This is a genomic window from Serratia proteamaculans (assembly GCF_949794035.1).
Lineage (GTDB): Bacteria > Pseudomonadota > Gammaproteobacteria > Enterobacterales > Enterobacteriaceae > Serratia > Serratia proteamaculans.
Genome location: NZ_OX461105.1, coordinates 4142706 through 4168832, shown reverse-complemented (window position 1 = coordinate 4168832; position 26127 = coordinate 4142706). Strand labels below are relative to the sequence as shown.

Annotated in this window: 22 protein-coding genes; 16 read left to right on the top strand and 6 right to left on the bottom strand. The window is 56.0% G+C overall.

Annotated elements, in window-relative coordinates:
• Nucleotides 1–9: 9 nt before the first annotated feature.
• The 6 genes from lepB to acpS all read left to right on the top strand — a co-directional run bounded on the left by lepB (nucleotide 10) and on the right by acpS (nucleotide 4680).
• Nucleotides 10–987: a signal peptidase I gene (lepB, locus tag QOT07_RS19365; RefSeq protein ID WP_099062703.1), complete on the top strand. Its 978-nt coding sequence runs from the start codon at nucleotides 10–12 to the stop codon at nucleotides 985–987.
• A gap of 182 nt (nucleotides 988–1169) precedes the next feature.
• Complete coding sequence (rnc, locus tag QOT07_RS19360) at nucleotides 1170–1850, top strand: ribonuclease III (protein WP_012146375.1); 681 nt, start codon at nucleotides 1170–1172, stop codon at nucleotides 1848–1850.
• Nucleotides 1847–2755: a GTPase Era gene (gene era / locus QOT07_RS19355; RefSeq protein WP_085118353.1), complete on the top strand. Its 909-nt coding sequence runs from the start codon at nucleotides 1847–1849 to the stop codon at nucleotides 2753–2755. The genes rnc and era overlap by 4 nt, the downstream gene beginning before the upstream one ends.
• An 8-nt stretch (nucleotides 2756–2763) precedes the next feature.
• The gene (gene recO / locus QOT07_RS19350; protein WP_099062702.1) at nucleotides 2764–3495 is read left to right on the top strand and encodes a DNA repair protein RecO; all 732 of its coding nucleotides are present in this window, start codon (nucleotides 2764–2766) and stop codon (nucleotides 3493–3495) included.
• 73 nt (nucleotides 3496–3568) lie between these two features.
• A complete protein-coding gene (gene pdxJ, locus QOT07_RS19345; RefSeq protein WP_012146372.1) occupies nucleotides 3569–4300 on the top strand; it encodes a pyridoxine 5'-phosphate synthase in 732 nt (243 codons plus the stop codon).
• Nucleotides 4300–4680: a holo-ACP synthase gene (gene acpS / locus QOT07_RS19340; RefSeq protein ID WP_099062701.1), complete on the top strand. Its 381-nt coding sequence runs from the start codon at nucleotides 4300–4302 to the stop codon at nucleotides 4678–4680. Before pdxJ ends, acpS begins: the two co-directional genes overlap by 1 nt.
• A gap of 65 nt (nucleotides 4681–4745) precedes the next feature.
• On the opposite strand, the gene QOT07_RS19335 is transcribed toward acpS, so the two are convergent.
• The 3 genes from QOT07_RS19335 to QOT07_RS19325 all read right to left on the bottom strand — a co-directional run bounded on the left by QOT07_RS19335 (nucleotide 4746) and on the right by QOT07_RS19325 (nucleotide 7636).
• Nucleotides 4746–5006 carry a YfhL family 4Fe-4S dicluster ferredoxin gene (locus tag QOT07_RS19335; RefSeq protein WP_099062700.1) on the bottom strand — a complete coding sequence of 87 codons (261 nt, stop codon included), beginning with the start codon at nucleotides 5004–5006 and terminating at the stop codon, nucleotides 4746–4748.
• 108 nt (nucleotides 5007–5114) lie between these two features.
• Nucleotides 5115–6653, bottom strand: a complete 1539-nt coding sequence (locus QOT07_RS19330; protein ID WP_099062699.1) for a phosphoethanolamine transferase family protein — start codon at nucleotides 6651–6653, stop codon at nucleotides 5115–5117.
• A 134-nt stretch (nucleotides 6654–6787) separates the two neighbouring features.
• Complete coding sequence (locus QOT07_RS19325) at nucleotides 6788–7636, bottom strand: MurR/RpiR family transcriptional regulator (RefSeq protein WP_099062698.1); 849 nt, start codon at nucleotides 7634–7636, stop codon at nucleotides 6788–6790.
• Between the two features lie 168 nt (nucleotides 7637–7804).
• Here QOT07_RS19325 and murQ point away from each other — a divergent pair, with 168 nt between their 5' ends.
• From murQ to yfhb, 3 genes are read left to right on the top strand one after another with little or no spacing between them, the layout of a single operon-like run.
• The gene (gene murQ, locus QOT07_RS19320; protein ID WP_099062697.1) at nucleotides 7805–8698 is read left to right on the top strand and encodes an N-acetylmuramic acid 6-phosphate etherase; all 894 of its coding nucleotides are present in this window, start codon (nucleotides 7805–7807) and stop codon (nucleotides 8696–8698) included.
• A gap of 19 nt (nucleotides 8699–8717) precedes the next feature.
• Complete coding sequence (locus QOT07_RS19315) at nucleotides 8718–10085, top strand: PTS transporter subunit EIIC (RefSeq protein WP_261417000.1); 1368 nt, start codon at nucleotides 8718–8720, stop codon at nucleotides 10083–10085.
• A 3-nt stretch (nucleotides 10086–10088) separates the two neighbouring features.
• Nucleotides 10089–10745, top strand: coding sequence for a phosphatidylglycerophosphatase C (gene yfhb, locus QOT07_RS19310; RefSeq protein WP_283603773.1), 657 nt, complete (start codon nucleotides 10089–10091; stop codon nucleotides 10743–10745).
• 42 nt (nucleotides 10746–10787) lie between these two features.
• On the opposite strand, the gene yiaY is transcribed toward yfhb, so the two are convergent.
• Nucleotides 10788–11939: an L-threonine dehydrogenase gene (gene yiaY / locus QOT07_RS19305; protein ID WP_099062694.1), complete on the bottom strand. Its 1152-nt coding sequence runs from the start codon at nucleotides 11937–11939 to the stop codon at nucleotides 10788–10790.
• Nucleotides 11940–12138: 199 nt separating this feature from the next.
• Nucleotides 12139–13191 (bottom strand): DUF2157 domain-containing protein, encoded by a 1053-nt coding sequence (locus QOT07_RS19300; RefSeq protein WP_283603772.1) that lies wholly within the window; start codon nucleotides 13189–13191, stop codon nucleotides 12139–12141.
• Between the two features lie 110 nt (nucleotides 13192–13301).
• Here QOT07_RS19300 and tadA point away from each other — a divergent pair, with 110 nt between their 5' ends.
• Nucleotides 13302–13814: a tRNA adenosine(34) deaminase TadA gene (gene tadA, locus QOT07_RS19295; RefSeq protein WP_099062692.1), complete on the top strand. Its 513-nt coding sequence runs from the start codon at nucleotides 13302–13304 to the stop codon at nucleotides 13812–13814.
• Here tadA and mltF read toward each other — a convergent pair whose 3' ends face one another.
• Nucleotides 13815–15275, bottom strand: coding sequence for a membrane-bound lytic murein transglycosylase MltF (gene mltF / locus QOT07_RS19290; RefSeq protein ID WP_207979565.1), 1461 nt, complete (start codon nucleotides 15273–15275; stop codon nucleotides 13815–13817).
• Between the two features lie 279 nt (nucleotides 15276–15554).
• On the opposite strand from mltF, the gene purL reads away from it, so the two are divergent.
• The 6 genes from purL (at nucleotide 15555) to glnB (ending at nucleotide 25992) form a co-directional block, all read left to right on the top strand.
• Complete coding sequence (gene purL, locus QOT07_RS19285) at nucleotides 15555–19445, top strand: phosphoribosylformylglycinamidine synthase (RefSeq protein ID WP_283603771.1); 3891 nt, start codon at nucleotides 15555–15557, stop codon at nucleotides 19443–19445.
• Nucleotides 19446–20245: 800 nt separating this feature from the next.
• Entirely contained in the window at nucleotides 20246–21682 is a 1437-nt protein-coding gene (locus tag QOT07_RS19280) for a sensor histidine kinase (protein ID WP_099062690.1), read from the top strand.
• 2 nt (nucleotides 21683–21684) lie between these two features.
• Nucleotides 21685–22557, top strand: coding sequence for a two-component system QseEF-associated lipoprotein QseG (gene qseG / locus QOT07_RS19275; protein ID WP_283603770.1), 873 nt, complete (start codon nucleotides 21685–21687; stop codon nucleotides 22555–22557).
• Nucleotides 22554–23891 carry a two-component system response regulator GlrR gene (glrR, locus tag QOT07_RS19270; RefSeq protein ID WP_099062688.1) on the top strand — a complete coding sequence of 446 codons (1338 nt, stop codon included), beginning with the start codon at nucleotides 22554–22556 and terminating at the stop codon, nucleotides 23889–23891. Before qseG ends, glrR begins: the two co-directional genes overlap by 4 nt.
• Nucleotides 23892–24020: 129 nt before the next feature.
• On the top strand, nucleotides 24021–25643 hold the full coding sequence (locus QOT07_RS19265) for an NAD+ synthase (RefSeq protein ID WP_099062687.1): 1623 nt from the start codon (nucleotides 24021–24023) through the stop codon (nucleotides 25641–25643).
• Between the two features lie 10 nt (nucleotides 25644–25653).
• Entirely contained in the window at nucleotides 25654–25992 is a 339-nt protein-coding gene (glnB, locus tag QOT07_RS19260; protein ID WP_004847623.1) for a nitrogen regulatory protein P-II, read from the top strand.
• Nucleotides 25993–26127 lie beyond the last annotated feature (135 nt).

Sequence of the window (26127 nt, the reverse complement as noted above, 5' to 3'; positions counted from 1 at the left end):
GGAGTTTGCATGGCGAATATGTTTGCCCTGATCCTGGCACTGGCCACATTGGTTACCGGGATCATCTGGGCCTTTGAGCGCTTCAGATGGGCGCCGGCCCGCCAAGCCAAGATTGCGGCGGTGAATGCACAGACTGCGGGCGCTGTAGACGATAAAACGCTGGCAAAAGTGGCGAAACAACCGGGTTGGATTGAAACCGGCGCGTCGGTTTTCCCGGTATTGTTGCTGGTCTTTGTGGTGCGTTCGTTTATTTACGAACCTTTCCAGATCCCGTCCGGTTCTATGATGCCGACGTTGTTGATTGGCGATTTTATTCTGGTGGAGAAATATGCCTACGGCATTAAAGATCCTATTACCCAGACCACGCTAATTGAAACCGGTCATCCGAAACGCGGTGATATTGCGGTATTTAAATATCCGCTGGATCCGAAACTGGATTATATCAAGCGTGTGATTGGCCTGCCGGGCGACCGTGTGAGTTATGATCCGATCAATAAGCGTGTGACCGTTCAGCCTTCGTGTAACAGCGGGCAGTCATGCGATACCGCATTGGCCGTGACTTACAACGATGCGCAGCCAAGCGACTTTGTCCAGTTGTTCAGCCGCAGCGGCATGGGCGAAGCCAGCAACGGTTTCTACCAAATCCCGCTGAGCGAAAACGTGCCGCAGGGTGGCATCCGTCTGCGTGAACGCCAGGAAAGTCTGGGTAATGTTTCTCACCATATTCTGACCGTGCCGGGCACGCAGGATCAGGTGGGCGCTTATTACCAGCAGCCGGGTAAACAGTTGGCGGAGTGGGTTGTACCAGCGGGTCATTACTTCATGATGGGTGATAACCGCGACAACAGCGCCGACAGCCGTTATTGGGGCTTCGTACCAGAGAAAAATCTGGTTGGTAAGGCCACGGCTATCTGGATGAGTTTTGAAAAGCAGGAAGGCGAATGGCCTACCGGCGTAAGATTTAGCCGCATCGGTGGAATTCATTAATCCAGCGTCTATTAACGCAGCATTATATTTCCACTCGTTGTAGAATACCGGCTCGAGCGATAAAAAGTTGGCTCCCTGTTGGGGGCCACTGCAAACGAAACAGCTTTGGATTGGCTTTCAGCGAAGCAGGCCTGTTCCGTATGCTGCAAGTTTTTGACGCATTCTTGATCTATTGGTAACTCATGAATCCCATCGTAATAAATAGGCTGCAGCGGAAGCTGGGCTACACTTTTCAACAGCAGGAGCTCTTACTGCAAGCGTTAACTCACCGTAGCGCCAGCAGTAAACACAATGAACGTCTTGAGTTTCTGGGTGACTCCATTCTCAGTTTTGTCATCGCCAATGCGCTGTTCCAGCGTTTCCCTCGCGTAGACGAGGGCGATATGAGCCGCATGCGCGCCACGCTGGTGCGCGGTAATACGCTGGCGGAGATGGGACGTGAGTTCGATCTGGGCGAATGTCTGCGTCTCGGCCCGGGTGAGCTGAAAAGTGGTGGATTCCGCCGCGAATCAATCCTGGCGGATACGGTGGAAGCCTTAATTGGCGGTGTGTTCCTGGACAGTGATATCCAAACTGTTGAACGACTGATTTTGGACTGGTATCGCAGCCGGTTGGACGAAATCAGCCCTGGTGATAAGCAGAAAGACCCAAAAACCCGTTTGCAGGAGTTTTTACAGGGTCGTCATCTGCCGTTACCTTCTTATCTGGTGGTGCAGGTTCGCGGTGAGGCGCACGATCAGGAGTTTACTATCCACTGTCAGGTGAGTGGTTTGAGCGAACCCGTAGTGGGAACCGGCTCAAGCCGCCGTAAAGCCGAACAAGCGGCAGCGGAACAAGCGTTAATAAAGCTGGAGCTTGAATGAGCGAAGAAAAACAATACTGTGGTTTTATTGCGATAGTCGGTCGTCCCAACGTGGGCAAATCCACGTTGCTGAACCAACTGCTGGGGCAAAAAGTCTCCATCACCTCGCGTAAACCACAGACGACCCGTCACCGCATTATGGGTATCGATACCGATGGCGCCTATCAGGCCATCTACGTTGACACCCCGGGTCTGCATATCGAAGAAAAGCGCGCCATCAACCGTTTGATGAACCGTGCGGCCAGCAGCTCAATCGGCGACGTCGAGCTGGTGATCTTCGTGGTAGAAGGCACTAACTGGACTGCCGATGATGAAATGGTGGTCAACAAGCTGCGCAACCTGAAAAGTCCGGTCCTGCTGGCGATCAACAAGGTCGACAACGTTACCGACAAATCCAAGCTGTTGCCGCACATTGCGTTCCTCAGCCAGCAGATGAATTTCCTCGACGTGGTGCCAATTTCTGCCGAAAAAGGCATGAACGTGGACACTATCGCGGCTATCGCGCGCAAGGTGCTGCCGGAAGCGGAACACCACTTCCCGGACGATTACATCACCGACCGTTCCCAGCGCTTTATGGCGTCGGAAATCATCCGTGAAAAGCTGATGCGTTTCCTGGGTGAAGAACTGCCTTACTCGGTGACGGTTGAGATCGAACAATTTGTGCCGAACGAGCGCGGTGGTTACAACGTGCACGGGCTGATCCTGGTTGAGCGCGAAGGCCAGAAGAAAATGGTCATCGGCAACAAGGGCTCGAAGATCAAAACCATCGGTATCGAAGCCCGTCAGGATATGGAACAGATGTTTGAAACCAAAGTGCATCTGGAACTGTGGGTGAAAGTGAAATCGGGCTGGGCGGACGACGAACGTGCGTTGCGTAGCCTGGGCTATACCGACGACCTGAAATAAACTATCCAATGGACGGCTGGGAGCGCGCTTTCGTCCTGCATGGACGACCGTACAGTGAAACCAGCCTGATGCTGGATATGTTTACCGAAGGTCATGGGCGGGTGCGTTTGCTGGCAAAAGGCGCGCGCAGCCGCCGTTCCAATCTAAAGGGTTGCCTGCAACCCTTTACTCCCCTGCTGGTGCGCTGGGGCGGTCGTGGCGAAGTCAAAACGCTGCGCAACGCCGAAGCGGTCTCCCTCGGTTTACCCCTCAGCGGCATGATGCTGTACAGCGGCCTGTACGTGAATGAACTGCTGTCACGGGTGCTGGAGCAGGAAGCCAACTACTCGGTACTATTCTTCGATTATCTGCAATGTTTGCAGGCGCTGGCGGCAGAAGATGTTTCGCCGGAACAGGCGCTGCGACAGTTCGAATTGGCCTTGCTGAATCACCTGGGCTACGGCCTGGACTTCCTGCACTGCGCCGGCAGCGGCCTGCCGGTAGATGACGGCATGACCTATCGTTACCGCGAAGAAAAAGGCTTTATCGCCAGCCTGGTGGTTGATCATTACAGCTTTACCGGCCGCGAGTTGCGCGCATTGGCGGAGCGCCAGTTTCCCGATGTGCACACCTTACGTGCAGCCAAACGTTTCACCCGCATGGCGCTCAAACCTTACCTGGGCGGTAAACCGCTGAAGAGCCGCGAGCTGTTTCGTCAGTTTGTCCGCAAACAGCCGGATTCGCCGGTCGACGACGCCTGACCTTTTCCCCTTTTGCAGCACTGTCCCCGCGTGTAAACTACGGCCACTGAAAATCGTTTTTTAGAGGGTTGTCATGGCTGATTTGCTGCTGGGCGTCAATATCGATCACATCGCCACGTTACGTAACGCGCGCGGAACCCAATACCCGGATCCGGTACAGGCGGCATTTATTGCCGAGCAAGCCGGGGCCGACGGGATCACCGTACACCTGCGTGAAGATCGCCGTCATATCACCGATCGCGATGTTCGCATTTTGCGCCAGACCATTCAGACCCGAATGAATCTGGAAATGGCCGTGACCGATGAGATGCTGGATATCGCCATAGAGTTAAAGCCGCATTTTTGTTGTCTGGTGCCGGAAAAACGCGAAGAAGTGACCACCGAAGGTGGGCTGGACGTTGCCGGGCAGCAAGACAAAATGGCCGTCGCGGTTGAGCAACTGGCGAAGGCCGGCATTCTGGTTTCGCTGTTTATCGATCCGGATCACCGCCAAATCGATGCGGCGGTCGCTGTAGGTGCACCCTATATTGAGATTCATACCGGCGCCTATGCAGAAGCCGAAGGCGAACTGGCAGTAAAAGCCGAGCTGCGCCGTATTGCAGTTGCCGCGACCTACGCCGCTGAGAAAGGCCTGAAGGTCAACGCCGGCCATGGCCTGACTTACCATAACGTTCAGCCGATCGCGGCCCTGCCTGAAATGCATGAGTTGAATATCGGCCACGCTATTATCGGCCAGGCGGTGATGTGTGGGTTACCGGCAGCGGTGACTGACATGAAATTGCTGATGCGTGAAGCGCGTCGCTAATGGCAGTGCTGGGGCTGGGTACCGACATTGTCGAAATGGCGCGCATAGAAGCGGTCGTGGAGCGCAGTGGCGATCGTCTGGCACGTCGCGTACTGAGCGAAGCCGAATGGCAGTTGTACCAGCAGCATCAGCAGCCGGTGCGCTTTTTGGCCAAGCGTTTTGCGGTGAAAGAGGCGGTTGCCAAGGCATTTGGTACCGGTATTCGCAACGGGCTGGCGTTTAATCAGTTTGAAGTGTTCAACGACGGGCTCGGCAAGCCGAATATTCGTCTGCATGCACGTGCCGCCGAACTGGCGCAGGAAATGGGGGTGACCTCCATTCACGTTTCGCTGGCCGATGAACGCCGCTATGCCTGTGCTACGGTGATTATCGAAGGGTAATAGTCTTATCCGGCTGTAAAACAAAAGGGCGCCTGTTGGCGCCCTTGTTGATCTGACCGTTGCGGTCAGAGTCGGTCGGCGTGGTGCAGCACCACAAATTTATCCCACAGCTGTTCGTTGGTTTCGGTGTGCTGCGGGTCAACCACAATGGTGTTATCGATTGGGCACACCTGCTGACAGGTGGGAATATCGTAATGGCCAACGCATTCGGTGCAGCGATCGGTATCTATCTGGTAGATATCATCGCCCATCGAAATGGCCTGATTAGGGCATTCCGGCTCGCACATATCGCAGTTGATGCATTTTTTGGTAATCAGCAGTGCCATATCAGTTATCTTTTAATCGGTGCACACGAACAGGCGCGCAATCTATCATAAAACCCATTTTTCCGGGCATTTTTCCACCTGTAGCGGCAAATACGGTTAACCGGGGCGTCATAGTAACTCTGGCGGGTCGTTGGCCAACTGATCAAAATCAACCATTTCCTGACCATTGAAGACATGCCTTTTGCTTTGTGCCGTTACCGCTGAAGACAATTGTGGCTGGGCAATGGTAATCCCAGCCTGTTGGGCAAACAGACTGATAAAGTCAAAGGCGCTGTAAGGATCCTCAATAAGGGTCCGTTGCCGATCTGAATCAGAAAGCACCAGCAGCGGAACTTCATAATTCTGCCGGGTATCACCGCCATGGCGCAGGTAAAGTTTGCCGTCAATCTCACGGTGGGAAAGACCGTGGTCAGAGAAATAGAATAATTTAAACGGGGAGTGAGTCGCCTGCAGCATTTCATAAGCATGCTCGATGAAACGGTCCGTCTTGCGGTAGGTTGAAAGGTAACAAGCGAGCTCAGCGTTATCGCTGGTGAAAACCGGCGGCTCACCACCGAGACGTTCGCAAAAGTCCGAGTGAGAACCCATGATATGCAGAACATACAGATTCCCCAGACCATTGTTCGCCAATGAGCTTTGCAGCAGAGGCAATAGCTCATCGTCGTCGGTGTTGCGTGACTGGTAATCCCCTTTTTTCAGGAACTGGTGCTCATCACTGAACATGGCTATTTTGGATATCGGCGTATCAAACTGGCCAATCAGACCCTGGTTGGAAAACCAATGGGTGTGTAATCCTGCGGTTTTCGCCAGCGTAATAATATTATCTGCAATATGACTGTTTTTCCCTTCGCTCAATGCCAACGTTCTTGGCAAAGATTCGAAGGTGTTCGGTGCAGTGGAAATATAATTACTGTAAAAGGTCCCGTTGACGTGATCCAGGAAGGGGGTCGTCGGCGTCGGATAACCGAATAATGACATGTAGTCCCTGCGCATGCTTTCACCAACCACAATGACATAGTTAGCCTTATTACTATTAGCGCCATTAAGGAGCCAGCTGGGTTGGGAATGCGTGCTGGCATCAATTTCTGCCATTTGTTGGTTGTAGCTTTGGTAGGAAGAAACTAGCGAGGAAAAGAAATCCACCAAATGAAGATTTCCTACTCCCCCGCTGAGTATTCTGGCGAACAGCAAAACGATAAAAATTACCAAAAATGGCAATATTTTTTTTGTCGGGAGTGACCGTTGCCAGCTATAGCGAGCAAGAATAAACAATGTGAGCAGTGTGGCGCAGGGTAGCAGATAGCAGCCGGCAGGTATGGCATGCAGAAACTCGATGGCTTCCGCCCTGTTGGTTTGAAACAGGGCCGACACCACGGACACGGAAGGTGGGCCGTAGATCACCCCTACAGGGGCATAAATGGCACAGAATATAATGTAGGGGATAACCAGAAAATATCGCGTGAGGGGGATGGCAGATAATAATAACAGGCTAAGGGAAATAAACAGAATATCAACCCCTTTGGTGCCGCCATATCCCATCGCTTTTATTAATATCAACGAAGCGACAACGAAGAGCAAAAAATTGCGGACCACGGGGGATGTTGCGAATATGTGGGTTCTATTTAAAATTACTGTATGTGTTTTCATTAAACTCTATTATCAATATATTGCTGTCCATGCCTGTTAAAATTCCTGGCGGAATTTTAACAATAAACACCACACACTCTATTTTTAGATATGTTTTTTATATCCTGGTATTTGTGGCCTGGGCATTATACGACTCAGACGAGTTTTTTCACTAATTGTTCGCTATGTTTTATTCGGTTGCGGGCATGATCAAGATCGTGCTGGATTAAGGCCATAAACAGCAGGTCGGTGAGGGCATATTGAGCGGTGCTGGAAGAAATAGCGGCGCTGCGGGTATTGGGTTCTTCGGCAATGGTATACAAACAGTGGTCGGCGCGTTGTTGCAGGCCGTTCGGTGAGAAGCTGGTGAGCGCCAGCACTTTAGCGCCGGCCAGGCGGGCTTCTTCCGCTGCCAGGTTGATTTCCCGTCGTTCGCCGCTGAACGAAATTGCCAACAGCAAATCCCGCTTATCCAGCGCCTGAACCGTTGCCAACTGGACATGCATATCTTGCTCGGCCACCGCCATCACGCCAATTTTCATCAGTTTGTAGGAGAAGTCCTTGGCGACCAGGCCGGAAGCGCCAATTCCCAGCAGAATAACCCTCCGCGCCTGACGTAACATTTCCAGCGCCTGATGCAGACGTTCCTCACTGTTGATGTCCAGCGTGGCGCGCAGTGCTGCCTGCTTCTCTACCAACAGTTTTTCTCCGACGGTTTTCAGGGCGTCACTGCTGAGGATCTGGTTATGCACCGTCACCGCGGGTTCTGTCTGCGGTTGTGCCAGGGTTTCACTCAGCGCCAGTTTTAGCGCCGGGAAGCCTTTATAGCCCATCTTCTGAGCAAACTTCACCACGCTCGACTGACTGATCCCAGCCAGTTGGGCCAGCTTTTGTGAGCTGAGATGGCGCGCCTGCTCGGCGTTATGCAGCAGAAAGTCCGCCAGTTTGCGGTCATTTTGAGCCAGCGTGGGATACATCTGGCGAATACGAAGAAGGGTACTCATTGATAATTCCCTGAAAACCAGACGCCATTCTGCCACGTCGATGGCGAAAACGCGCAGTGAAAATTTTTTGTGAGCGAGTCTTTAAAATAGCAAAAAGCGCTCGCTTTGTTGAATAAAATATTCAAATAATGATTTAAGTTTGTGAATTAAAAATTCAAAGGTGAAGAGATGAACTTAGGCGCATTAGTATCCGAAACCCGCAACCCAGCCACCATGGGGCTGGACGAGATGTCGACGCTGGAGATGGTGAGCTGTTTTAACCGGGAAGATCGCAAAGTGCCGGAGGCGATTGAAAAAGTGCTGCCGGCTATCGCGCAGGCAGTGGATCTGGCGGCGGCGGCGCTGAGGGCCGGTGGTCGGTTGATTTATTTGGGCGCTGGCACCAGCGGCCGCCTTGGCGTGTTGGATGCTTCTGAATGTCCACCGACCTTCGGCGTGCCGCATGGCATGGTGATAGGGCTGATTGCCGGTGGGCCGGGCGCGCTGCTGAAAGCGGTGGAGGGCGCAGAGGACGACGCGGCGCTGGGTGAGGCCGATCTTGTCGCGCTGGATTTAACGGCTACCGACATGGTGGTCGGGCTGGCCGCGTCCGGGCGCACACCTTATGTGATAGGTGCGCTGCGCTATGCACGACAACTGGGCTGCGCGACGGCAGCGATCTCCTGTAACCCGGATTCACCGATCGCCCATGAGGCACAGGTGGCGATTTCGCCGGTGGTGGGGCCGGAAGCCTTGACCGGTTCAACGCGTCTGAAGTCTGGTACTGCGCAGAAGCTGGTGCTGAACATGCTGTCGACCGGTGCAATGGTCAAGCTGGGCAAGGTCTATGAAAACCTGATGGTGGACGTGAAGGCCACCAACGTAAAACTGGTGGATCGCGCCTGCCGCATCGTGGTGGAAGCCACCGGTGCCGAGCGCAGTCAGGCCGAAGCGGCGCTGACGCAGACCGGTTTTGAAGTCAAACCGGCAATCCTGATGATTCTGGCCGGCATCGATGCTGAAGAGGCGCAGCAGCGCTTACAGCAGCACGACGGCTATTTGCGCGCGGCATTGACGCGCTAAACCACTCCTGGGGCGGGCGATGGACAAGACAACGGCACTGGCGACACAGATTCTGGCGGGCATTGGCGGCGAGGGAAATATCCTGCGTCTGGAGAACTGCATGACAAGGGTGCGCGTCGAAGTTAGCGACGAGCAACGCCTTGATTTAGCGGCGCTCAAACAGTTATCGGGCGTTAAAGGCTATATCAAACAGGGCGATCAGCACCAGTTCATCGTGGGTCCGGGGGCCGCCGCCAAGGTGGTGGATGCCATGCGTTCACTGCTCACCAGCGCACCGGCGGCGGTGGCAGTCGGGGATCCTGTTGCCCGCAACAAGGCGCAGGCCAAGCAAAAGTATGCCGCGCCAATGAGCGGAGCGCTGAAAAAACTGGCCGATGTCTTTATTCCGTTGATCCCGGCGTTTATCGCTTCCGGTTTGATTACCGGCATCATTAATCTGCTGAAACGGCCGGATATTGCCGGTGAGCTGGCAGTGAATTACCCCAACGTGCTGGGGCTGTTGGCGATTTTCGGCAGCGCAGTATTTGCCATCATGAATATTCTGGTGGGGGTTAATGCCGCCAGGGTGTTTGGCGGTTCACAGGCGATGGGCGGCGTCATGGCCGGTATTCTCTCCAGCCCGGCGTTGGCGCAGATCACTCTGTTTGGTGAGGCGTTGCAGCCTGGCCGTGGCGGGGTCATCGCGGTACTGCTGGTGGTGGCGTTGATGTGCTGGGTGGAAAAGCGCCTGCGTAATTGGCTACCGGAGTCGATTGAGTTAATCCTCAACCCGCTAATCACCACGCTGGTCACCGCATCGTTGGCAATTGTGATCCTGCAGCCGCTGGGCGGCTATATTTCGGACGCTATCGCCCACGGTGCTAACCTGGCGATCGATAAAGGGGGCTTGCTGGTGGGCGCGGTACTGTCCGGGCTTTTCCTGCCGTTGGTCCTGTCAGGTTTACATCAGGGGCTGGTGCCGATCCACGTCGAACTGGTACAGGCGCACGGTTCTAATCCTCTGTTGCCGATTTTGGCCATGGCAGGGGTCGGCCAGGTCGGAGCCGCGCTGGCAGTATTAATGAAAACCCGTAATGCCCGCCTGAAAAAGGTGATCAAAGGGGCGCTGCCGGTCGGCATTCTTGGCATTGGCGAGCCCTTGATTTTCGGTGTGACTTTGCCGCTGGGGAGGCCTTTTATCGCCGCCTGTCTCGGCGGGGCAGTGGGTGGTGCACTGATCAGTTACTGGAAGGTGGCGACGGTGATCACCTTCGGCATCTCGGGTTTACCTTTGGCGTTAACCATTGTCTCGGGTAAGGTGATGTTGTATCTGGCTGGTCTGGTGATTACCATTGCCGCTGGATTTATTTTCACCTGGATAATGGGATTCAACGATCCTGAGGAGTAGCGCTTGAGCGAGAAACAGAACCAGCAGGCCGAGGAAGGCCGCCGTGTGGTGTTCTTTGATCTGGACGGCACGCTGCATCAGGAAGACATGTTTGGCAGTTTCTTGCGTTTTTTGTTACGCCATCTGCCATTGAATCTGTTGCTGGTGGTGCCGTTGTTGCCGGTTGTCGGGCTGACACTGCTGGTGATGGGGCGCGCCGCCCGCTGGCCGATGAGCGTGCTGTTGTGGTCAATTACCTTTGGTCGCTCAGAGGCCCGTTTAAAGGCATTGGAACAGCGCTTTGTCAGTTATTTTCGCGATAAGGTGACCGCTTTCCCGGTGGTGCAAATGCGTCTGCGTCAGTACCTAGAAGTGCATGATGCACAGGTATGGCTGATCACGGGTTCGCCGGAGCGACTGGTGGAGCAGGTGTATCAGGACTCTGCTTTTCTGCCACAGGTACATCTGGTGGGGAGCCGTATTTTACGGCGTTACGGTGGTTGGGTGCTGGCTCTGCGTTGCCTGGGGGTACAGAAGGTGGTTCAGTTGGAACAGCGTCTCGGTGCGCCCCTCAAGTTATATAGCGGCTACAGCGACAGCAAGCAGGATAATCCTTTGCTGTATTTCTGCGAGCACCGTTGGCGGGTCAGCAAGCTGGGTGAGCTGCAACAGCTGGAATAACAGCAAAGGGCGGATATTCCGCCCTTTGCTGTTTTTGGTGGTTTACATTGCCGCGCGGAAGATGGCGACAATCTGCTCGTGGGTGGCTTGTATCGGGTTGGTAAAACCGCAGGCATCTTTCAGCGCGTTGGCCGCCAGCGTATCGAAGTCTTGTTCTTTCACCTTTAAATCGAGCAGCCCGGCCGGGATACCGACGTCTTTCGCCAGCAAACGGATGGCGGCGATACAGGCGGCAGCGCCCTGTGGGTCGTTAAGGTGTTTCACATCCAGCCCCATGGCGACGGCGATGTCTTTCAGCCGTGGTGCGCAAACGCGGGCGTTGAACTCCTGCACATGTGGCAGCAGCACGGCGTTACATACCCCATGCGGCAGATCGTAGAAACCGCCGAGTTGGTGCGCCATGGCGTGCACATAACCGAGTGAAGCGTTATTGAAGGCCATGCCGGCCAGGAACTGGGCATAGGCCATATTTTCACGCGCCTGCATATTACTGCCGTCGGCAACCGCGTCGCGCAGCGATTCGGCAATCATGGTGACGGCTTTCAGAGCGCAGGCATCGGTAATCGGGTTGGCGGCGCTGGAAACGTAGGCTTCAATCGCGTGGGTTAATGCATCCATCCCGGTGGCGGCGGTCAGCCCTTTTGGCATGCCGGCCATCAGGTGCGGATCGTTGACCGACAGGATCGGGGTGACGTGTTTATCGACAATCGCCATTTTGATGTGGCGTGCTTCATCGGTAATGATGCAGAAACGGGTCATTTCGGAGGCGGTGCCGGCGGTGGTGTTAATGGCAATCATCGGCAGTTGCGGTTTGGCAGAGCGATCGACACCTTCATAATCCTTGATCTCCCCGCCGTTGGTCGCGACCAGCGCAATGCCTTTGGCGCAGTCATGCGGCGAACCTCCACCGAGCGAGACTACACAGTCGCAGCGGTGTTCTTGCAGCAGCGCCAGGCCCTGTTTCACGTTCAGCGTAGTTGGATTAGGGTGAGTACCGTCATAAACGCAGCTTTCGATCTGTTGTGCGGCGAGCAACCGTTGAACCTGGGCAACCACGCCAATGTTATTCAACACTTTGTCGGTCACGATCAATGCGTGGCGCAATCCCTGTTGTTTCATGGTGTTTGCCGCTTCGTCCAGACAGCCGGAACCAATCATATTGACTGAAGGGATAAAGAAAGTTGAGGCAGCCATAACTCACTCCTTGATAAAAGCTTTATTGCTTGCCTCAAACACTACTCCGCTAATTATTAAATCATTATGATCTATCGCAATTTTGCGGTGGTTAGACCAGGTGATTGATTTGATTCCAATTTAACCATTTTAATTGTATGGTCTATTTCCCCTGCATCAGCCCAATCCAGCAGTAAGACTTACGATTAAGCGACAGGCCTTAATCATCGGTCTGATCGTGGGGTTTACGGCCCAGTTGCCATATCTTTTCTGCATAGTGGCCTAATGCCCACAGGCTCAGGCCGAGCAGTACGAAGAAAATCGCCTTTGGCATGGCGCCCCAGAAAAACTCGAAGAATCGGGTATAGAGGTTAATGCCAAGGAACGTCAGCCCGAATCCGCGCAGCATGCCGTCGTCGCGCTTCAGCCCCAGCCAAATGCAGCCGACGGCGACCAGGCCGAACAACAGGCTCCAGTGGAACAGTTCAATCTGACGCGCGTTGTACCAACTGTCGAGGTCGTCATAGTTACCAAAGATCGACAGCAACCACAGGGCAATAAACAGATACAACAAACCCATCGCCAGCGAAACTCGCTCCAGCCCGCGACTGGCGAGCAGGGGCCGCAACAGCAATGCCGCGGCGATCAATACTGCTCCGAAGGCGATAAAGCGCATTGGGAAGCTCATGCCCAGCCAATAAGCTCCCCAGCCGGACATATAGCCGGTTTCGGCACCGAAGGCGTTGCCGAGTGACAGCAAGGCAAACCACCACACCAACCCGGAGCGGCTGAACCAGCCAATCACGGCATACAACAGGGCGGCAAACATCAGCAGCAGGGAAACCCGACCGCTGCCGTTATCGAGCCAGACGCCCATTTGCCACAGGGCGCAGGCAGTGAACAGCACGGCAACAAACAGCGCCGCTTCATTGCCATAGCGTTTTTCCGGATGACGGCGGCGACGGCGCAGCGCCCAGACATAACCCAGGGCGGCCACCACGGCGGCCATTGTCATGCGTACCGGCGCATCGAAGCGGAACAGTTGACCCAGTCGGTAAAGCAGCTCGCTGTCGGCGAACAGGCTGCTGATGGCAATCACCAGCGAAGCCAGTGCGGCGAGAAACGCATAACGCGCCAGTCTTCGCCAGTCAAAGGGCTGTACTTCGACATGTTGCAGCAGTTGTTGCTGTTGTTGCGAGGTCAGTGCGCCTTCACCCACCCAACCGTCCAGCGCCTTACGCACCACAACGGCATTCTTTTTGCTGAATTTCATGTTTCCTGTCCCTGAAAAACACTGTTATTCGGCCAGTATAGTCGAGTGGCTGCGACAAAAGGGGGGTACTGTGTATAATGCCCGCCGCAAAGTGCACGAGGAATGATGCAATGACTGAATATAATGATGAGTACTGGATGCGTCAGGCATTGCGGCTGGCCCTGCGTGCGCAGGAAGAGGGCGAGGTACCGGTAGGCGCGTTGCTGGTGCTGGATAATCAGGTGATTGGCGAAGGCTGGAACCGGCCGATTGGTCGCCACGATCCGACGGCGCATGCGGAGATCATGGCGTTGCGACAAGGCGGGACGGTGTTACAGAACTACCGTCTGCTGAACGCAACCTTATATGTGACTCTGGAGCCCTGCGTGATGTGTGCCGGCGCGATGGTGCACAGCCGTATTCGTCGGTTGGTGTACGGCGCGGCCGATGTCAAAACCGGTGCGGCAGGATCGCTGGTGGATATTTTGCGCCATCCGGGCATGAATCATCAGGTGGAGATCCTGTCCGGCGTACTGGCCGAGGAGTGTGCCGCCACGCTGAGCAACTTTTTCCGCCTGCGTCGTGAGCAGAAAAAGGCGTTGAAGCAGGCGCAGCGCAGCGATACGGATAACAGCCCTGAATAATCAGAAGTTCAGTGCCAACTCCGGTGTCACGGCCGGATAGCCTTTCCCCAGTTCCGCCTGCTCGGCCGCTTCCTGCGCCGCCTTTCTCTCCTTTTCTTGCAAATAACCGACCAGGCTAACCTGATAGCGGCGGATGTTTTCCACGTAGTTATAGGCTTCGCGCCCGCGTGCATAGCCGTAGGTTAATTGCGGGTAGTAGCGTTTCTGGCTGAGCATCGGCAGGCGCTGTTTGACGTCGACCCAACTGTCCGGATTGCCTTTTTGCATTTTGGTCAGCTTACGGGCATCGAGCATATGGCCCCAGCCCATGTTGTAGGCCGCCAGTGAGAACCAGATACGTTCATCTTCCGGCACGCTGTCGGGCACCTTGGCCATCAGCCTTTGCAGGTAGAGGGCACCGCCCTGAATGCTTTCCTCGGGGTCGAGACGATCGTTAACCCCCAGTCCGTCGGCGGTGGCTCGCGTCAACATCATCAGGCCGCGTACGCCGGTGGGTGAGGTCGCCTGCGGGTTCCAGTGTGATTCCTGATAGGCAATGGCCGCCAGCAGCTTCCAGTCGATCTCGCTGGCGTACTTTTCAAACAGAGAACGGAAGGTCGGCAGCACTGAATCGATGGCGGACAAGAAGGTTTTGGTGTCGACGTAATCGAAACTGCCGACGTGGCCGAGGTACTTCTCTTCCAGCCGCGCCAGCGTGCCGTCATCAACCATCTGGCTGTAGAAGTCCAGCATCGCCGCATACAGGCTGTCGTCACTGCCACGCTTGAGATACCAGGTGACCGGTTCTTCATCGGTGACGTCGAAGGCTACCGCCAACTGAGGGTGAATGCGTTGCAGCAGGGCGATGGTGACGGAATCGCCGAGGGTGTAATCCAGCTTGCCGTCGGCCACCTGCTCCAGCAGCTCTTTCGAAGTGAGATCGCTGGAGGCTTCCCAACTGAGGTTCGGGAATTTACTTTGCTTAAGCTGTTTCAGGGTGCTGACGTGTGCCGAACCGGAGGCGACCGCCAGTTTGCCTTTAATGTCGGCAAAGGTTTTCGGGCGTGCGGTACCCAGGCGATAGACCAGCTGTTGGGAAACAGAATAATAAGCCGGGCCGGTGCGCGCACGGCTGAGCCGATCCTGATTGTAGATCAGCCCGGCGGCCAACAGGTCGGCGTCGTCATCGTCCAGATCGTCAAACAGGTCATTAATGTTGTTGTGCGGGATCACCACCAGTTTCACCCCCAGGTAGTTGGCAAAGCGTTTTGCCAGCTCATAGTCGAGGCCACTCGGCCCCTGCTTGGTGGTGAAATAGGTTAACGGCGAGTTTAGCGTACTGATACGCAACTCTCCGCGGGATTTGATCTCTTCGAGTTGCCCGCCCTGACCGCCGCGCCAGGTAATATTGGGCCACAGGGCGAGCGCCAGAAGCAAGGTAACAACACCGATTAGAATGTAGTTTATTTTAAGGCGTTTCAAATAGTTATCCAGTGGTGGCACACATGCACTGCCGACGGCTGACCAGTCTTTTCTTATGGTTAAATCAACAGTGCCGGGGCATTTTGCGCAACAAAACGCCAGCGTGCAACTTTATTGACACGTTATGACAATTCGACGGCGCAGACAGCTTTTATTAATAATAGCTACGCAAACGGTTTCGTCGGCGGCGTAGATTCTCTATAATGGCGCGCGTTTTCCCCCTGTTGCGCCCAATGAAGTGCTGAAGTCAGTTGCTTCGAAGACGAGAGAACTTTGATTATGGAAATACTGCGTGGTTCGCCCGCTTTGTCGGCTTTTCGTGTTACCAAACTGCTGTCCCGCTGCCAGGACGCTCAACTCCCGGTCAGTGATATCTACGCCGAGTACGTCCACTTTGCTGATGTTAGCGCACCGTTAAATACCGAAGAGCACGCCAAGCTCGCGCGCTTGCTCAAGTACGGCCCCTCTCTCGCCGAACATGCCCCTGAAGGCCGCCTGCTGTTGGTGACGCCGCGTCCGGGTACCATTTCTCCGTGGTCTTCCAAAGCCAGCGATATCGCCCATAACTGCGGTTTGAAGCTGGTGCTGCGGCTGGAGCGCGGTCTGGCGTTCTACGTCAAGGCCCCGACGCTGACCGAAGCACAATGGCAGCAGCTTGCCACGTTGTTGCACGACCGCATGATGGAAACCGTCTTCAGCAGTCTGCAACAGGCCGAACAACTGTTCGCTCAGCATCAGCCGGCACCTTACCTGGCGGTCGACATGCTGGGAGAAGGGCGCAGCGCGCTGGAGCAGGCCAACATCAAGCTGGGTCTGGCGCTGGCCGAGGACGAAATCGACTATCTGCTGAATGCCTTTACCGGTCTGGGGCGCAACCCGACGGATATCGAACTCTATATGTTCGCGCAGGCCAACTCTGAGCACTGCCGCCATAAGATTTTCAACGCCGACTGGATCATCGACGGTGAACAGCAGCCGAAGTCGCTGTTCAAAATGATCAAAAACACCTTCGAGCAGACGCCGGATTACGTGCTGTCGGCTTATAAAGACAATGCGGCCGTGATGGAAGGCTCGCAGGTCGGCCGTTTCTTCGCCGCGCCGGAAAATGGTCAGTATGATTATCATCAGGAAGAAGCCCATATCCTGATGAAGGTGGAAACCCATAACCACCCGACGGCGATCTCCCCATGGCCGGGTGCTGCTACCGGCTCCGGCGGCGAGATCCGTGACGAAGGCGCTACCGGTCGCGGTGCCAAACCCAAAGCCGGTCTGGTGGGCTTCTCGGTTTCCAACCTGCGTATTCCCGGCTTTGAACAGCCATGGGAGCAGGACTTCGGCAAACCGGACCGCATCGTTACCGCACTGGACATCATGACCGATGGCCCATTAGGCGGCGCGGCATTTAACAACGAATTCGGCCGTCCGGCGCTGGTGGGTTACTTCCGTACCTATGAAGAGCAGGTCAACAGCCATAACGGCGTGGAACTGCGTGGTTACCACAAGCCGATCATGCTGGCGGGCGGTATCGGTAACATCCGTGCCGACCACGTACAAAAAGCAGAAATCACCGTCGGTGCCAAACTGGTGGTGCTGGGCGGTCCGGCGATGAATATCGGCCTGGGCGGCGGTGCGGCATCTTCTATGGCCTCTGGCCAGTCCGACGCCGATCTGGATTTCGCCTCGGTACAACGCGACAACCCGGAAATGGAACGTCGTTGCCAGGAAGTGATCGACCGTTGCTGGCAGTTGGGCGAGCAAAACCCGATTCTGTTTATCCACGATGTCGGTGCCGGCGGCTTGTCCAACGCCATGCCTGAACTGGTCAGCGATGGCGGCCGCGGTGGTCGTTTCGAACTGCGCGATATCCTGAACGACGAACCGGGCATGAGCCCGCTGGAAGTCTGGTGTAACGAATCGCAGGAACGCTATGTGATGGCGATTGCCCCGGCGCAGATGGCGCAGTTTGACGAGATTTGCCGCCGTGAGCGCGCACCTTATGCGGTGATCGGTGAAGCTACCGAAGAACAGCATCTGACGCTTAACGACAGCCATTTCGACAATCAACCGATCGATATGCCGCTGGACGTGCTGTTGGGCAAAACGCCTAAGATGACGCGTGACGTGACCCGTCTGCAGGCCAAAGGCCAGCCGCTACAGCGCGACGAGATCACCCTGGCCGATGCGGTCAACCGCGTTCTGCACCTGCCGGCCGTCGCAGAGAAAACCTTCCTGATCACCATTGGCGACCGTACCGTGACCGGTATGGTGGCGCGCGATCAGATGGTGGGGCCGTGGCAGATCCCGGTGGCCGACTGTGCGGTCACTACCGCCAGCCTGGACAGTTACTACGGTGAAGCGATGTCGATCGGCGAACGTGCGCCGGTGGCGCTGCTGGACTTCGCCGCCTCTGGCCGCCTGGCGGTCGGAGAAGCCCTGACCAACCTGGCGGCAACCGAAATCGGTTCGCTCAAGCGCGTGAAGCTTTCTGCTAACTGGATGGCGGCAGCCGGTCACCCGGGTGAAGATGCCGGTCTGTATGAAGCCGTGAAAGCGGTGGGCGAAGAGCTTTGCCCGGCGCTGGGTATCACTATTCCGGTGGGCAAAGACTCGATGTCGATGAAAACCCGCTGGCAGGAAGGTAACGAACAGCGCGAAATGACCTCGCCGTTGTCACTGGTGATCACCGGCTTTGCTCGCGTAGAAGACGTACGCCACACGGTGACGCCACAGTTGCGCACCGATAAAGGCGACAGCGCGCTGCTGCTGATCGACCTGGGTAACGGCCATAACGCGCTGGGTGCCACTGCGCTGGCGCAGGTTTATCGTCAACTGGGCGACAAACCGGCCGACGTGCGTAATGTTGAGCAACTGGCGGGCTTCTTCAATGCCATGCAACAGTTGGTGGCCGATCGCGCGTTGCTGGCATACCACGACCGTTCTGATGGCGGCCTGCTGGTCACGCTGGCGGAAATGGCGTTTGCCGGTCACTGCGGTGTGCAGGTAGATATCAAAGGGCTGGGCGGCGACGCACTGGCTGCGCTGTTCAACGAAGAGTTGGGCGCGGTGATCCAGGTCACGGCTGACCAGCTTGCAGCGGTGCAGCAGGTGTTTGCTCAGCACGGCCTGACGGACAATGTTCACCACATCGGCAGCGTGCAGGCCGGGGATCGCTTTGTGATTACTCAGAGCGATAAAGCGGTATACAGCGAAAGCCGTGCCACGCTGCGTACCTGGTGGGCGGAAACTACCTGGCAGATGCAGCGTCTGCGTGATAACCCGGAATGTGCCGATCAGGAGCACCAGGCCAAGCAGGATGAACGCGATCCTGGCCTGAACGTCAAACTGAGCTTCGCACCGGAAGAAGACGTTGCTGCGCCGTACATCGCCAAGGGCGCGCGCCCTAAAGTGGCGGTGCTGCGTGAGCAAGGGGTTAACTCTCACGTTGAGATGGCTGCGGCATTCCATCGCGCCGGTTTTGATGCGGTAGACGTTCACATGAGCGATTTGCTGGAAGGCCGTCGTGACCTGCAGGACTTCCATACGCTGGTGGCCTGCGGGGGCTTCTCATACGGTGACGTACTGGGCGCCGGTGAAGGTTGGGCGAAGTCGATTCTGTTCAACGATCGCGTTCGTGACGAGTTCGAGTCCTTCTTCCACCGTCCGCAAACGCTGGCGTTGGGCGTGTGTAACGGCTGTCAGATGATGTCGAACCTGCGCGACCTGATCCCGGGTGCTGAACACTGGCCGCGCTTCGTGCGCAACCTGTCAGACCGTTTTGAAGCGCGTTTCAGCCTGGTGGAAGTGGCGGCCAGCCCGTCGCTGTTCATGCAGGGCATGGCGGGTTCACGCATGCCGATCGCCGTATCGCACGGTGAAGGGCACGTCGAAGTCCGTGATGCTGCGCATCTGGCAGCGCTGGAACACCATAACCTGGTGGCATTACGCTTTGTCGATAATGCCGGCCAGGTAACGGAAACCTACCCGGCCAACCCGAACGGGTCGCCGAACGGGATCACCGCAGTGACCAGCACCAATGGCCGCGCAACGGTGATGATGCCGCATCCGGAGCGGGTATTCCGCACCGTCAGCAACTCGTGGCATCCGGAAGAGTGGGGCGAAGACAGCCCGTGGATGCGCATGTTCCGCAACGCCCGTAAACAGCTGGGTTAAGCGAGCATTTAGCTCTAGCCTGAGGGGCGCAAGAGATTGCGCCCCTTTTTATTGTTCTGCGCGCTGGCGGTTGTCTGCATTTTGCGACAGAGGCTATTTTCATTGTCTCTAAAAAGAGACACTTAACTCATTGATTTATAATGGTGAAAAATTAATTGGCTTAAGTTGTCGGTTTTTGACGACAGGGTGGCGTTTTTTTCTTCACCCGATGTGGCGTTAATGAGCGACTTTTGACAGAGGATAATATTTTTATTCATATATATCAGTATATTAAAAATAACTTGAAAAGTTGGCACGCTAAGTGCATTATTCTCCCCAGTTGCTCATTCAACTTTTTATGACGGCCCCGTATTTAGACGGAACAGTTGCCTCATAAGCCTCCGAATGATGCCAAAGAAATGGTGCCTATCGTCCAACCAAACCGATAACAGACGCGCAAGCGCTTTATCAAGCATCGGGCGACACGTGGAGTGAGGCACCGCCTGTATCCAACTGTGATGAATATTCATCAATCCCGGATACTTACGGATGCTATTCGTCCTGTTCGATGCCAGCCTTGTGCTACATCACCCTGGGGACGAGATTCAAGGGCATCCACACTTTCTTGCGATGGGGCAGCCCTGCCCCAGCGTCAAACCTCAACATTATGCTTACCTCTGTATTCATCCGTTATCGAAAGCCTTAAACGCAAACTCCCCACGATGGCCCGCTGACCTGTATTTTCCTGACGCTCCGCTGAACGCCGGGCTTTCCTCTCATCGGCGACTCGGTTAGCATCGAAGCAGACTAGAGACAATGAGATGATTTCGTTGAAAAGATGGCGTTTATTTCCCCGCTCGCTGCGCCAACTGGTGCTGATGGCGTTCTTGTTGGTGCTGTTGCCGCTGCTGGTGCTGGCCTATCAGGCTTACCAGAGTCTGGATCATCTCAGCGCTCAGGCGGCGGACATCAACCGCACCACGCTGGTGGATGCGCGACGTAGCGAAGCGATGACCAGCGTGGCGTTGGAAATGGAACGCAGCTATCGCCAGTACTGCGTGCTGGTGGATCCCACCCTGGCTCGGCTGTATCAGAACCAACGTAAACAGTATTCGCAGATGCTCGATGCCCACGCGCCGATCCTGCCGGATGAACGCTATTATCAAACCTTGCGCGATCTGCTAACCCAACTGGCGGCGATTAAATGCCAGAACAGCGGCCCGGACTCGCAGGCGTCGACGCTGCTGGAGTCGTTCTCGCGCTCCAATGCCGAGATGGTACAGGCCACGCGCGCCGTGGTGTTCTCTCGCGGCCAGCAGTTGCAGCAGGCGATCGCCGAGCGCGGCCAGTTCTTCGGTTGGCAGGCGCTGATGCTGTTCCTGGTCAGCGTGATGCTGGTGGTGCTGTTTACCCGGATGATTATCGGCCCGGTAAAAGCGGTCGAGCGCATGATCAACCGTCTGGGGGAAGGGCGGGCGTTGGGCAGTACTGCCTTGTTTAAAGGACCGCGTGAACTGCGTTCGTTGGCACAGCGCATTATCTGGTTGAGTGAACGTTTGGCGTGGCTGGAGTCGCAGCGCCATGAGTTCCTGCGCCATATCTCGCATGAGTTGAAGACGCCGTTGGCCAGCATGCGTGAGGGCACCGAACTGCTGGCGGACGAAGTGGCCGGTCCGCTGACCTCAGATCAAAAAGAGGTGGTGGCCATTCTCGACGGCAGCAGTCGCCACCTGCAGCAACTGATTGAACAACTGCTGGATTACAACCGCAAACTGGCCGATGGTCCGGCAGAACATGAGAATGTTGAGCTGGAAGGGATGGTCGAAATGGTGGTGGCTGCGCACAGTTTGCCGGCGCGGGCAAAAATGATCGGCACCGAGATCCAACTGGATGCGGAAATCTGCTGGGCAGAGCCTACGCTATTAATGCGCGTGCTGGATAATCTCTACTCCAATGCGGTGCACTACGGCAAGGAATCCGGTAACATTTGGATCCGCAGCCGTCAGGTTGGGCAAAGGGTGCAGATTGATGTCGCTAACAGCGGCACGCCGATCCCCGAAGCCGAGAAAACCATGATTTTTGAGCCTTTTTTCCAGGGGAGTCACCAGCGAAAAGGGGCAGTAAAAGGAAGCGGTCTGGGGTTGAGCATCGCGCAGGATTGTATCCGCCGCATGCGTGGCGAACTGCAGTTGGTCGAAGTCGCCGGCGCAGACGTCTGCTTCCGTATTGAATTGCCATTAACCGCCGAGAATGAATAATAATGTACACATGGTCTAAACGCCTTCGTCTCTCGCAGACCGAACGTTCACCGCGTGCCACACAGGGCACGCCGCTCGGCAAGCGTCGATTTTCCTTTTTAGGCAGCGTTCTTTTTATGCCGTTTCTGTTAGCGGGCTGCGTCGATCGTGCGGTCAGCGGTGGCCTGAATCAGCCGCAGCAGGAAGCGATCCCGGACACCAAAGTGGTGGATTACCGCATCGCAGCGTGCGACACCCTGTGGCCGCTCGACGAAAAAGACGCGTTGAATAACTCACTTTACTGGCTGCGCGCCATGGACTGTGCCGATCGTATCGGTTCAACCCAGGCCCGTGCGCTGGCGAAAACCTTGCCCGGCAACAGTTGGGACGGCATTTTCAAGCAAAGCATTCTGTTGGGCAGCGCCGAGCCGACCTCGGGCGAACGCCGCCAGATGATCGATCGCCTGAACAGTTACCGCATGGAGTTCCCAAGTTCCCTGCGCCCGCTGTTGCAGCTGTGGCGTCAACAGCAGGTGCTGCAGATCACCCTGTTTGATGAAAAGGTGCGCTATCAACACCTGCAGGAAAGCTCCGACAGCCAGATCGATACGCTGCGTCAGAGCCAGGTGCGTCTACAGGCGCAGCTGCAGGACACTTCACGCAAGCTGGAAAACCTGACCGATATCGAACGTCAGCTCTCTTCACGCAAGCAGTTGCAGAGTGACATCCCGGACAACAGCGGGACGCAGCAAAAAACCGACGCCACGGGCAAGAAAGTCGCACCGGCCAAGGCGGCAGAGTCGGACGCCGAACCGGAGAAGGGCACCGCCCTGCCGGTGGAGCCGGAAGACACTTACGCGCCGCCCCCCGCTAACAAGGAGTCTCACGCGCAATGACCGCACGCAAACCGGCCAATTTGTTATTGGTTGACGACGATCCCAGCCTGCTCAAGCTGCTGGGGATGCGCCTGACCAGCGAAGGTTTCCATGTCACCACCGCCGAAAGTGGCCAGGAAGCGCTGCGCCTGTTAGGGCGTGAGAAGATTGATCTGGTGATCAGCGACCTGCGGATGGACGAAATGGACGGCATGGCGCTGTTTGTCGAGATCCAAAAGCACCAGCCGGGCATGCCGGTGATCATCCTGACCGCCCATGGCTCGATCCCGGACGCGGTGGCGGCTACCCAGCAAGGGGTGTTCAGCTTCCTGACCAAACCGGTGGATCGCGATGCGCTGTACAAAGCCATCGACGATGCGCTGTCGTTGTCACTGCCAGCCGGTGATGACAGCTGGCGTGAGGACATCGTCACCCGCAGCCCGATTATGCTGCGCCTGCTGGAGCAGGCAAAAATGGTGGCGCAGTCGGACGTCAGCGTATTGATTAACGGCCACAGCGGCACCGGTAAAGAGGTGTTGGCACAGGCTATCCACGGCGCCAGCCCGCGTGGCAAGAAGGCCTTTATTGCCATTAACTGCGGCGCGTTACCGGAGCAGTTGCTGGAGTCCGAACTGTTTGGCCATGCCAAAGGGGCCTTTACCGGCGCGGTCAGCAGCCGCGAAGGGCTGTTCCAGGCGGCGGCAGGCGGCACGCTGTTCCTCGACGAGATCGGCGATATGCCGCTTTCACTGCAGGTTAAGTTGTTGCGAGTTTTGCAGGAGCGCAAGGTGCGCCCGCTGGGCAGCAACCGCGATCTGGACATTGACGTCCGTATTATTTCCGCCACTCACCGCGATCTGCAAAAGGCGATGGCGAAAAACGAATTCCGCGAGGATTTGTACTACCGCCTGAACGTGGTGAACCTGAAGATCCCGGCGTTGAATGAGCGGGCCGAGGATATCCCGTTGCTGGCCAATCATCTGTTGCGTGAATCCGCCAAGCGCCATAAGCCGTTTGTCCGCAGTTTCTCAACGGATGCCATGAAACGCCTGATGACCGCCACCTGGCCGGGCAACGTGCGCCAACTGGTGAACGTGATCGAACAGTGTGTGGCCTTGACCTCTGCGCCGGTGATCAGTGAAGCGCTGGTTGAGCAGGCGCTGGAAGGCGAAAATACCGCCTTGCCGACCTTTGTCGAGGCGCGCAATCAGTTTGAATTGCACTATCTGCGCAAGCTGTTGCAAATCACCAAGGGTAACGTGACCCAGGCCGCGCGCATGGCGGGCCGCAACCGTACCGAGTTTTATAAATTGCTGTCGCGCCATGAACTGGACGCCAACGATTTTAAAGAATGATATTTTCCGCCGCAGCCTGCGCACGCAGGTTCTCAACAAACGCGGCGGAATGATTTACACTCCGTTCTCTTGTTTGCGGCATGGCCCAACACAGAGCACCATGGGACGTATTAAGCGGGATCCTAAACAATGAGCAGATCACTTTCCATCGCACTGGCCCAGCTAAATCTGCTGGTCGGTGACATTGAAGGCAACACCGAACGCATGTTGCAAACCGTGCAAGAGCAGCAGAAGGCGGGAGCCGATCTGGTCATGTTCACCGAGTTGGCGCTCTCCGGCTATCCGCCGGAAGACCTGCTGTATCGCAACGATTTTTATCAGCGCTGTGACGCGCAGTTGCACCGTTTACAGCAGGCATCTGCCGAGGTCGCCATTCTGGTTGGTCACCCGTGGCGCGAAGGCGACAAGCTGTATAATGCGCTGTCGCTGTTCTCCGAAGGGCAGTTGCTGACGCGGTACTTCAAGCAGCAGTTGCCGAACTACGGCGTTTTCGATGAGAAACGCTACTTCGAGGCCGGTAATGAAACCTGCGTGGTTGAGCTGAAAGGCTATCAATTGGGCCTGCTGATTTGCGAAGATCTGTGGTTCCCGGAACCGGTGGATGCCGCCAAGGCGGCCGGTGCCGAAATGATTCTGTCGATCAATGCCTCGCCGTACAACCGCGAAAAACCGTATATCCGCAAGACGCTGATGGCCGGCCATTGCCAACGTACTCATCTGCCGCTGGTATATCTGAACCAGATCGGCGGGCAGGATGAGCTGATTTTCGACGGCTGCTCGAAGGTATTCGACGCGGCTGGCAACATGACCCACCGCCTGACGGCGTTTGCCGAGCAGGTGACCCTGCTTGAGCTCAATGAGCTGGAGGTGGTGCCGATGACCGCACCGGCCGCCGAGCTGCCGCAGTTGGCGCAGGTGTACGAAGCCCTGGTGTTGGCGGTGCGTGATTACGTGACCAAAAACGGCTTTAAGGGCGCGGTACTGGGGTTGTCCGGCGGCATCGATTCGGCGCTGACGTTGGCGATTGCCGTCGATGCGTTGGGCAAAGACAAAGTGCAGGCGCTGATGATGCCGTTCCGCTACACCGCGGATATCAGCATCGCCGATGCGAAGGAAGAAGCGGAAATCCTCGGCATTGAATTCGACATCGTCTCCATTGAACCTATGTTCGATGCCTTTATGGGCCAGCTGACGCCAATGTTTGCCGGTACCGAACGCGACACCACCGAAGAAAACTTGCAGGCACGCTGCCGTGGCGTGGTGTTGATGGCGCTGTCCAACAAACGCCGTAGCATCGTGCTGACCACCGGCAACAAAAGCGAGATGGCCGTAGGCTACGCCACGCTGTATGGTGATATGGCGGGTGGCTTCGACGTGCTGAAGGACGTACCGAAAACGCTGGTGTTCAAGCTGTCCGAATACCGCAATACCGTCTCATACGTGATCCCGCAGCGGGTTATCGATCGTCCGCCGTCCGCCGAGCTGGCACCGGATCAGCTCGATCAGGACAGTCTGCCGCCGTACGACATTCTGGATGCGATTCTGGAAGGTTACGTCGAGCGCGATAAGTCGGTCGCCGATCTGGTGGCTGAAGGTTTCGACGAGGCGATCGTGCGCAAGGTTATCCGCCTGGTGGATATCAACGAATACAAACGGCGTCAGGCCGCCGTTGGGCCGCGCATCACCGCCCGCAATTTCGGCAAAGACCGCCGCTACCCAATCACATCCGGCTTTGGCCGCAAAAATTGGTAAAGGAAACAAGATGAAAAAGATCGACGCTATTATCAAGCCGTTCAAACTGGATGATGTTCGTGAAGCGCTGGCTGAGGTTGGCATTACCGGGATGACCGTTACCGAAGTGAAAGGCTTTGGCCGCCAGAAGGGCCACACCGAGCTGTACCGTGGCGCGGAGTACATGGTCGATTTTCTGCCGAAGGTGAAAATTGAGATCGTGGTGGCCGACGATATCGTCGATACCTGCGTGGAGACCATCATGCAGACGGCGCAAACCGGCAAAATTGGCGACGGCAAAATCTTTGTCTTCGACGTGGCGCGCGTAGTGCGCATCCGTACCGGCGAGCAGGACGAAGAAGCAATTTAATTTAACGTTTCTGGTCTGAAATCCCTGAGGGCGCAGCTCAATACTGCGCCCTTGTTGTTTCTGCCATTCCCCCTTGAACCCACGGTTTTATTCTCCAGTCTCAGTCATTCCTGTGGTTAGCGTTCTAAAAAAGCG